Source organism: Protofrankia sp. CiP1_Cm_nod2 (assembly GCF_920664355.1).
GTDB lineage: Bacteria > Actinomycetota > Actinomycetes > Frankiales > Frankiaceae > Protofrankia.
This window is the reverse complement of sequence record NZ_CAKKTL010000211.1, coordinates 1-9011: the sequence shown is the minus strand read 5'-3', so window position 1 is coordinate 9011 and position 9011 is coordinate 1. Positions and strand designations below refer to the sequence as shown.

At 68.7% G+C, this 9011-nt stretch carries 8 protein-coding genes and 2 pseudogenes; 6 read left to right on the top strand and 4 right to left on the bottom strand.

Translation table 11 applies throughout. From position 1 onward, the window contains the following. Nucleotides 1–67 precede the first annotated feature (67 nt). Both NBW84_RS19270 and NBW84_RS19265 read right to left on the bottom strand, forming a co-directional pair. Nucleotides 68–886 carry an SDR family oxidoreductase gene (locus NBW84_RS19270; RefSeq protein ID WP_250286135.1) on the bottom strand — a complete coding sequence of 273 codons (819 nt, stop codon included), beginning with the start codon at nucleotides 884–886 and terminating at the stop codon, nucleotides 68–70. Nucleotides 887–1010: 124 nt separating this feature from the next. Beyond that, nucleotides 1011–1889, bottom strand: a complete 879-nt coding sequence (locus NBW84_RS19265) for an alpha/beta fold hydrolase (RefSeq protein ID WP_445548511.1) — start codon at nucleotides 1887–1889, stop codon at nucleotides 1011–1013. Between the two features lie 521 nt (nucleotides 1890–2410). Between NBW84_RS19265 and NBW84_RS19260 the strand changes: the two genes are divergently transcribed. Further along, entirely contained in the window at nucleotides 2411–2863 is a 453-nt protein-coding gene (locus NBW84_RS19260; protein ID WP_250286138.1) for a YtxH domain-containing protein, read from the top strand. A gap of 3 nt (nucleotides 2864–2866) precedes the next feature. Here the strand turns inward: NBW84_RS19260 and NBW84_RS19255 are convergent. Then, nucleotides 2867–3594: pseudogene (locus tag NBW84_RS19255) on the bottom strand (IS5 family transposase); the annotation flags it as partial. A gap of 326 nt (nucleotides 3595–3920) precedes the next feature. On the opposite strand from NBW84_RS19255, the gene NBW84_RS19250 reads away from it, so the two are divergent. Together NBW84_RS19250 and NBW84_RS19245 are read left to right on the top strand one after the other, a co-directional pair. Further along, nucleotides 3921–5387, top strand: coding sequence for a hypothetical protein (locus NBW84_RS19250; RefSeq protein WP_250286133.1), 1467 nt, complete (start codon nucleotides 3921–3923; stop codon nucleotides 5385–5387). Nucleotides 5388–5462: 75 nt separating this feature from the next. After that, a pseudogene (locus tag NBW84_RS19245) lies at nucleotides 5463–6443 on the top strand (DEAD/DEAH box helicase); the annotation flags it as partial. A 254-nt stretch (nucleotides 6444–6697) separates the two neighbouring features. Here NBW84_RS19245 and NBW84_RS19240 read toward each other — a convergent pair. After that, entirely contained in the window at nucleotides 6698–7042 is a 345-nt protein-coding gene (locus tag NBW84_RS19240) for a hypothetical protein (RefSeq protein WP_250286132.1), read from the bottom strand. Between the two features lie 314 nt (nucleotides 7043–7356). Here NBW84_RS19240 and NBW84_RS19235 point away from each other — a divergent pair, with 314 nt between their 5' ends. The 3 genes from NBW84_RS19235 to NBW84_RS19225 are packed head-to-tail and all read left to right on the top strand — an operon-like array spanning nucleotide 7357 to nucleotide 8493. Beyond that, nucleotides 7357–7590: a type II toxin-antitoxin system Phd/YefM family antitoxin gene (locus NBW84_RS19235; protein WP_250286136.1), complete on the top strand. Its 234-nt coding sequence runs from the start codon at nucleotides 7357–7359 to the stop codon at nucleotides 7588–7590. Beyond that, nucleotides 7587–8012 carry a type II toxin-antitoxin system VapC family toxin gene (locus NBW84_RS19230; RefSeq protein WP_250286131.1) on the top strand — a complete coding sequence of 142 codons (426 nt, stop codon included), beginning with the start codon at nucleotides 7587–7589 and terminating at the stop codon, nucleotides 8010–8012. The genes NBW84_RS19235 and NBW84_RS19230 overlap by 4 nt, the downstream gene beginning before the upstream one ends. A 46-nt stretch (nucleotides 8013–8058) precedes the next feature. After that, nucleotides 8059–8493 carry a VOC family protein gene (locus NBW84_RS19225; protein WP_250286130.1) on the top strand — a complete coding sequence of 145 codons (435 nt, stop codon included), beginning with the start codon at nucleotides 8059–8061 and terminating at the stop codon, nucleotides 8491–8493. Nucleotides 8494–9011: the final 518 nt, after the last annotated feature.

Sequence of the window (9011 nt, the reverse complement as noted above, 5' to 3'; positions counted from 1 at the left end):
ACTGGCCAGACTCGATCGACACGCACCCGACCGATAAGAAGAATCCTCCGCCCCACAGGCAGCCTGATCAACCTCCGAAGGACTTACGGGCGAGACCACTTAGCCTAGGTTCCTTTCCACTCGGAGTTGATTGCTGCTGGGCCGTGGAGCGGCTGAGCCAGTTTTCGAATCGGGTCTCGGCGAGGCTGGCGTCATCGCCGGGAACGAGGGTGCGCTCGTTCAGTTCTGCGCCGGAGTAGCGTGCGCGTGGATCCGTGATCACTTCGCGTGGATCGTGGCGTTCCCTGAGGTCTAGTCGGATGAGTTCGTCGAGACGAAACTTTTGTGGCCCCGCCACTTCAACGATGCCGTTCACCGGCGATCCCACGCAGACCCTGCCAACCGCGGTCGCGACATCGTCAGCTGCCATGGGTTGGATCAGGGCGGGTGCGAGTCGCACTGTGTTGCCGTCGGTTGCAAAGTCAGCGAGGCGATTGACGAATTCGAAGAACTGCGTCGCGCGGACGATCGAGTAGGGGATCGACGATCCCTCGATCAGCTTTTCTTGGGAGATCTTGGCGCGGAAGTATCCGCTTTCGAGGAGGCGTTCGGTTCCAACGACCGACAACGCGACGTGATGGCCCACGCCTGCGGCCGCTTCAGCGTTGAGGAGATTGCCGGTTGATGTTTGGAAGAACGTCAACACTGCTGCATCCTCGAAGGATGGGGAGTTCGACACGTCGACGACCACAGAGGCTTCCTCGAGCGCCTCGGCCAGGCCCTCGCCGGTGAGTGTGTTGACGCCCGAGTCTGGTGATGCCGGCACCGCTTCGTGGCCGTGGTCACGAAGTTTTTTGACGATCTTCGACCCGATGAGGCCGCTTCCACCGATAACCACGATCTTCATGGTGAATCCCTTCAGTTGCCGCTCTAGGCTCCGGAAGCCATCCGGTGACGGAGCCGTGATGGTGAAGCACGCTTCTTGTGTCTTTGCGGGTCGGAGAAGCCGATGCTTCGGGCGACGATCGCGGCTAGCCCTGGATGAAGGCGAGCAGTTCGGCGTTGACCTGATTCTGGTGCGTGGCCGTGATGCCGTGCGGCGCACCCGGGTAGTAGATGTCCCTTGCGCCCTTGATGAGCCGGGCCGACTTCACCGCCGAGTCCCTCACCGGAACGATCTGGTCGTCCTCGCCGTGCAGCACCAAGGTCGGGACGTCGAACTTCTCGAGGTCCTCGGTGAAGTCCGTCTCGGAGAATGCCTTGACACTCTCGTAGGCGTTGATGAGGCCCGACTGCATGCTCCAGGTCCAGAACTGGTCGAGCAGGCCCTGCGAGACCTCGGCACCGGGCCGGTTTGCGCCGTAGAACTGGACTGCCAGATCCTTGTAGAACTGCGAGCGGTCCTTGGCGAGACCGGCCCGCAGGCCGTCGAAAACCTCGATCGGCAGGCCCTCAGGATTGGCGGCGGTTTTCAGCATGATCGGCGGAACCGCGGCGATCAGGACTGCTTTGGCAACCCGCGCCGTTCCGTGACGTCCGATGTAGCGAGCGACCTCTCCACCGCCGGTGGAGTGGCCCACCAGCGTGACGTCGGTAAGATCGAGCGCGTTGATCACGGCCGCCAGATCGTCGGCGTAGCCGTTCATGTCGTTGCCCGACGAAGCCTGGCTGGACCGGCCGTGACCGCGTCGGTCGTGCGCGACCACGCGGAAGCCGTGCTGCGCGAGGAACAGCATCTGGCCGTCCCACGCGTCAGAGCTCAGCGGCCAGCCGTGCGAGAACGTGACTGCCGGGCCCTTGCCCCAGTCCTTGTAGTAGATTTCGGTTCCGTCGCTGGTGGTGATAGTGCTCACGGTCTGCTCCTTACGGAAGGGGGCCTTGCATCGAGCACCGTCGTACCCGCGAGGCACTGAATGAGTCCGTCGAACACCCCAGTCGTGTCCCCAGTCGGCGTGACCAGGACGCGAGAAAACCCGGCCGTACCGGACCATAGTCACCTTGAGCGCTGGGCTGGCTATGCCGGCGAACACCTGAATCGCCAGGCGCGAGACAAGGGCGATCGGGAGCACAGTCAGGCTCCGGCATCACGGGCCAGGTCGACCAGGCGAGCCGACAGTACGTACCAGCTCTCGTCGCCCAGGAATCATCGGCCATGCGGCACGCGAGCGGGCGAACCGCGAGGCGCTGCGACGCCAGACGAACCTACGAAGATGATGCCGGAAGTCTACTCGGGAGTGCGCGGATGGAGGCTGTTCGGCGTGCCGCGCATTCACCCGCTGTTGGGTGGCGGATCTCCGCTGTACTTCGGGCCGGTTGACGTCGACAGATGGTTGCAAATCACTGTAATGGGGATGTAGGTTGCGATGGTCGCCGTCGTTGGGGTGGACCTGCGTCAGCCAGGAATCCGCGCTAGCATGATTGTCGTGTGATTATGCAGGAAGACGGCGGAAGGGTGAGAATTATGGCCCGTTTGTCCGAACAACTGGCCTACCTCTCAAGGCGTGCCAAGGCAGCCGAGAGTGCTGCGGATGCTGCCGAAGCCGAGACCCGCGAGGAGCTGGCGGCCAAAGTCGAGCAGGCTCGCGCCAACGCCGAGCAGCACGCGAGCGAGCTTCGTGAGAAGGCCGCGGACGTGACCCAGGAGACATCCAGTCGGTGGCGCGAGATCCAGGAGCGCTGGAAGGACCACGTGAGCAAGGTGCGTGCTGAGGTCCAACAGAAGCAGGCCGAGCGCGACGCCCAGCGTGCCGAGCGGCGCGCGGAGTACGCGGAGGACGACGCCGTCTGCGCGATCTCTTTCGCTATCGCCGCTGTGGAAGAAGCCGAGTACGCCGTCCTGGACGCCACCTTGGCTCGCGCCGACGCTGCGGCCGTCAGCACCTGATCCTCATCTCATTGCCCCGGATTCGGTTGGCGACGCCCTGCTTGGCTTTTGCGCGCGGGCGTGGCTCGGCCTGTAAGTGGGTGTGGTCTCGCCCGTGATGCGCTTGGCCGCATTGTCGATCATAGCGATGTGGATCATTGCTTCGGAGCTGGCGGGAAGGGTCTCGTAGTCGCGGGCGAGGCGACGGTGGAACATCAGCCAGCCCAGGGTTCGCTCGACGACCCACCGCCGTTTCACCAGGTGGAAACCGCGGGTCCCGGTTTTTCTGGAGACGACCTCGACGTCGATGCCGAGGGCGGCTCCGTGCTCGACCACGGTGTTCTTGAATCCTGTGTCGACCCAGGTCTTGGAAATCGTCTGCCAGGTGTCCTTCGTCTGGTCGAGCAGGCGTGTGCCCAGGGTGTTGTCGGACAGGTGGGCGGCGGTGACGGTCACGGCGAGCAGCAGGCCGAGGGTGTCGGTGACCACGCCCCGCTCCCGACGATCTTCTTGGCGGCGTCGGTGCCCTGGCTGGCACGGGGGACGTCGGTGGAGGTCGTGACGGTCTGGGTGTCGAGGATGCAGGCGGTCGGCTCGGGATCGCGGCCGTCGGCGGCGCGGGCCAGGCCGGTCAGCTCATAGCCGAGCCGGACAAGAATGCCCTCGTCGCGCCAGGCGGCGTAGGAGAAGTAGACGGTGGTGTGCGGCGGGAAGTCGTGGGGCAGGTATCTCCAGGAGACGCCGGTCCGGTGTCACGGCCGGCGCGCGGCGCGCCGAGCAGCAGTTCACCCATCCGGCGTTCCCACGCCCTGCGCTGGAGACCTTCGAGGACGCCGTCTCGTGTCAGTCCTCGCGGGACAAACGGCGCAAGCGTTCCTCGGAGGCCCTCCTGCCCAGTGAAGGTAGAGCCATCAGCGGCACCATCGCCGGTGACAGGCTGCTCGACCTGCTCGAGTTCGGCTGGCGACGAGAGCTCCGGGCGGGTGCTGTCGCCGGGCGGCTTGAGGCAGAGCCTGGGCTCGCGCAGGCGGTGGCTACGGCGCTGGGAGCGCAGTCCCGGGCTCTGAGGGCCGGCGGGGTGGCGCAGAGGTGGCCCGCCTGCGTGGTCGTCGGGATCGCCCGCGCCGCGTCCGGGTCCGACACGACGGCGTTCTGGCCTGCCTGGCACCGGGCCGCGGGGCTGCGGTCAAGTGCGCGGTCCGCCCGTGAGTGGGGTGACGCGTTCCTCGCGGCGCTCGGGGTGCTGGGACTGCCTGGCGCGCCCGCTGTCGAGGTGGCCGTGCTCGCCCATGTGACCGCGCCGGAGGACCACGCCGGTTCCGCGGGCGACCTCTCCGACGGGGCGGGCCAGGCGCGCCTTGACCCGTTCGGCGGCGGGGTCCTCCTGACGGACGGCGTCTCGGGACAGGCCCGCGCGGGGCTGCCGGAGGAGATCACCGCCGAGGGCGCCACGTTGCTGGCCTTCGACGAGAACGGGGCACTCGTGGACGGGGCGCTGCCCGCCGACGCCGTCTGGGTGCTCTGCTCGGCGGGCGCCGAACTGCGCTCCGACGCGCCGGTCCGGATCCTCGTGACGAGCACGCTCCCGCTGGCCTGGCGTGGCTGGCGCCTCATCCAGGTGGACCTGCGGGGGGCTCGTTGGATCGCCCTCGGTGCCGGTGCCGGTGCCGGTGCCGGTGCCGGTGCCAGCCGTCGCCTCGTGCGCGGCCGGACCAGGCCGGTGCTGCGCACGGGTCCGCCGATCCCCGGCGTCACGACCGTCGCTGGCAGGCCTGTCCTCGCCTCGCCCCCCGAGGTCCTGCTCCCGCCCGGTCAGGCCACCTTCCGGGTCGAGGCGCGGCGGACGGACTCCGGGGCCACCCTCGCGAGTGTCACGACGACCGGTGACACGTGGCGACCGGACGTCCTGTGGCGCGGTATGCGGCGGCCACTGCTCGGCGAGCTCGTGATCTCTGTGATCCCCGGGCTGCGCCGCACCGTGGTGCTCGCGGAGGGCCTGGGCGTCACCTCATACCCGGCCCCTCGGCTCACCAGCGCCCGGGGGCTTCAGCCCGCAGAGGCGGTGATCTCGGCCCCACCGGGCATGACGGTCTCCCCGGCCGCGGCCGCCTACCAGGAGGAGACGGTGACGCGGGAGGTCACCTGCGTCGCCGGCGCGGTGGTCCAGCGCCTGGCCGTGACCCCGCCGCACCTGCGGCTGCGGATCGATCCCGAGCCGGGCAGCGGCGCCGAGGCGACCGGGTGGCACCACGTGGGCCCGCTGCGCCTCACCCACGACGACCTGTGGCGCGGGGGCCTGCTGCGCATCGACCTGCCGGGCGCCGCCACGCCACCGGCGATCACGCTCATGGCGGGCGGAGAACCCGTCCAGGTCCTGGGGGCGCTGCGCGACGGCCGCTACCCGCTGCGCCGCATCCTGGACACGGCGGCCGTCCACGGCGACACCGAGCTCACCATCACCGTCGGCGGGGGAACCGTCGTGACATTCGCCACCGTGACCGGCGCCGGCCCGGCCGATGATCCGTGGACGGTCACACAGGCCTGACATCGCCGCCCCCTCGCGCGGGCCACCCACGAGGGCCCCGAACAGCGGAAAACCCCGACGGGAGATCCTTCAGTGATGGACGTGATTGCCACCGCCGAGCACCTCAGCCTGACGTACCGCCGCTACCTGCGGTCGCTGCTGCCGGTGCGCGACCCGAAGCTCGCGCGGGCGCTGCGGGACGCGATCGACGCCAGTCCGCTGCTGACCAAGGGGCCGGTGCTCGAGGCGACACCGCCGTACGCGGCGGGCGCCAGCCTGCGGCGGCTGATCGTCGACGGTGTCCTGCCCAGCGGGTTCGCCCGGCTCGGCGGGCCCGCGCTGCCGCTGGACCGGCCGCTGTACGCGCACCAGGAAATGGCGATCCGCAAAGCCGCCGCGGGCCGCAACCTCGTCGTCGCGACCGGGACCGGGTCGGGCAAGACGGAGAGCTTCCTGCTGCCGGTCCTCTCCGAGCTCGTCCGACAGCGGGACGCCGGGACGCTGGGTCCAGGGGTCCGGGCGCTGCTGCTGTACCCGATGAACGCCCTGGCCAACGACCAGGTGCGCCGACTGCGGCAGGTGCTCGCGGGCACACCCGAGATCACGTTCGGCCGGTACACCGGGGAGACACCAGAGCGGCCCGCCGAGGGCGCCTCCCTGTTCGAGGCCCTGAACCCGGGCGAGGCCAGGCTCCCGAACGAGCTGCTCTCCCGAACCGAGATGCGCGACAGCCCGCCGCACCTGTTGCTGACCAACTACGCGATGTTGGAGTACCTGCTTCTGCGCCCCGCGGACATGGACCTGTTCGAGGGGCCGCACGGCGGGCACTGGCGCTTCGTCGTGCTGGACGAGGCGCACGTCTACGACGGGGCGAAAGCAGAGGAAGTCGGCATGCTGTTGCGCCGGCTCAAGCAGAAGGTCTTCTTCCAGGGAGAGGACTCCGCCCGCTCGCTGCAGGCCATCGCGACGTCCGCCACCGTCGGCGACAGCCCTGCGGCCGTCATGGAGTTCGCCGCGAAGCTGTTCGACGCCCCGTTCGAGTGGAGTCCCGGCAACCCGAACGGCAGCGAGCTGATCGCAGACGAGACCGGCACCCTTACCGCTCTCCTCGGCTCCCCGGGCACGCGGCGCGCGGCCACCTCGCCGCACCTCGTCCTGGCACCCCAGGTGTGACCGCCCGTAGATGAGCGCCACGCCGGCCCGTCGGATCGGCACATCTGTGACTCTACGTGTTATTTTTCTGCGCACCCCACGTGGCATTGGCTCGAGTCCGGCCTCGCGAACAACTTGGCCCCCGCGTCGTGTTCGGACCCAAGGCGCGCGGGCGTCGGTCAGCCGTTGAGGAGAGTGATGCAGCGCCCGGCCGGGCTGGTCACGGTGGTGATCGCGGTGCGTTCGTCGATGGGAGGCGCGTTCGTGCGCTGGTCGAAGATCGCAAGAGTGCCGATCGGCAACTGGAGTCGGTTGAGGTAGCGGTCCAGCTGTATGAGCCCGGTCTTGAGCGGGTTGGATCCGCCGGTGCGCCAGGCCTTGATCTCAAAACCCTCGCGCTGGACCTGCCGCGGTCCCCCGCGGGGTGCGTAGGGCCAGCGGAGATGAAGGTCGATGCGGCCGGATCCGAGCGCGTATTCGCGTTCGACCTGGCGGCTGTGATCGTCGGTCTCCCGCGGAGCCAAGGCGAGAGCGGAACCCGATGCGGCCGGTAGCCGGCCACTCCGCCGCACACCCGGCGGCCGGTGCCGGGCGAGTGGAGCGGGGGAACACGCGTCAGAGCGGAAGCGGCCTGTAGAGATCGACCGGGCACTCTCGTGACGGTGCTTCGTAATCAGCGGTCGTCATCGCACAGGCGGGCGAAGGCTGGCAGCGTGCTGTGCGCGACCGAGGGGCCACTTTGCCCAGCAGGCGGCGATCCCTGTGATGTGCGGCTGAGCGAGTCACTCGCAACGGGTAGTGTAGGTACGTACCTACCGGGGAGGTGGTCGCGGTGACCATGGTCTCATCGCGAGAGTTCAACCGCGACGTGAGCGCGGTCAAGCGGGCTGCCGCCAGCGGTCCTGTGATCATTACGGATCACGGTCGGCCGTCGCACGTCCTGCTGTCGTTCGCCGACTACCAACGGCTCACGGGCACCGCGGGTAGCCTGGGCGACGCGTTCGTCCTGGACGAGGACATCGACTTCGAGCCCGTACGGCCGCGGGACTCGCTGCGCGAGGCCGACCTGTGAGCTTCCTGCTCGACACCAACATCATCTCCGAGCTCCGCAAGCCCGTGAAACGCAGGGATGACCGATTCAACGCCTGGGCCGACACCCTGTCGCCATCGGACACCTTCCTCTCCGTCATCACCCTGCTGGAACTGCGCGCGGGCATCGAGAACAAGCGACGGCACGACGCCCGACAGGCGGCGGTCCTCGACTCGTGGCTGGACCACAATGTGCTCCCGGCATACACGGGCCGACTGCTCGACATCGATCAGGCCGTTGCCGACTCGGCGGCACGACTCCACGTGCCCGACCGGCGCCCAGCTCACGACGCGCTCATCGCCGCCACGGCTCAGGTCCACAGCCTCACGCTCGTCACCCGCAACGAGTCCGACTTCGCGCCCATGGGGGTCCCACTCGTCAACCCGTGGGCCTCCCACCCGTAGGCAGGTAGGGATATTTACCCGGGCCGCTGTTACTGACGGGAGACGCATGACCCGCGACATCCAGATCACCTTTGACTGCGCAGATCCGGCGGGGCTCGCGGCCTTCTGGGGCGAGGTCCTCGGCTACCGTCCGCAGGAGCCGCCCGCCGGTTTCGCGTCCTGGGAGCAGGCTCTGACTGCGATGGGCGTTCCACCCGAGCGCCACGACGATGCCGCGGCGATGGTCGACCCCGCCGGCTCCGGTCCACGGCTGTTCTTCCAGCGGGTCCCGGAGGGCAAACGGGCCAAGAACCGCGTTCACCTCGACGTACGAGCCGCGTCCGGACTGGAGGGCGAGGCTCGGATGGCGGCGCTGGAGCAGGAGGCGGAGCGACTCGTCGGCCACGGTGCCACCCGACTACACCGCCACGAGCCCACTCCACCGCACGCCGGACACATCGTGATGGCCGACCCCGAGGGCAACGAGTTCTGCCTCGACTGAACAGTGATCGCAGAGCCGTGCCCGGCAGTGATCTTTCTCGACGATTCTACGAGCGGGCGGTCTGGCCGCTGATCGCGGGCGTGCCTCATGCTGCCGCGTTGCTCGGTGAGGGTTCCGAGGTCCTCGGCTTCGATGGCGAGGTTTCCACGGACCACGATTTCGGCCCCCGCGTGCAGCTGTTCGTCCCGCCAGGACTTGACACCACGCCGATCGACGTCGCCCTGGAGAGGCTGCCAGCGCGGTTCGACGGTTTCCCGGTTGTCCTTCCCGACAGCGATCGACTCGACGGCCGGCCCCACCACCAGGTGGAGGTGACCACCGCGCGGGGCGTTCTTCGCAGGCCGGCTCGGCGTCGACCCCGCTGGCGGGATGGACCTGGCGGACTGGCTGCTGGCCCCGACCCAGATCCTGGCCAGCCTCGCTTCGGGTCGCGGCTGGGTGGTGGTTCGCGCGCGGCACGCAGGATGCCGGCGGGCGTCGCGCGTGAGGCGGCGCCTGAGTCGTGCGCCGGAGTGACA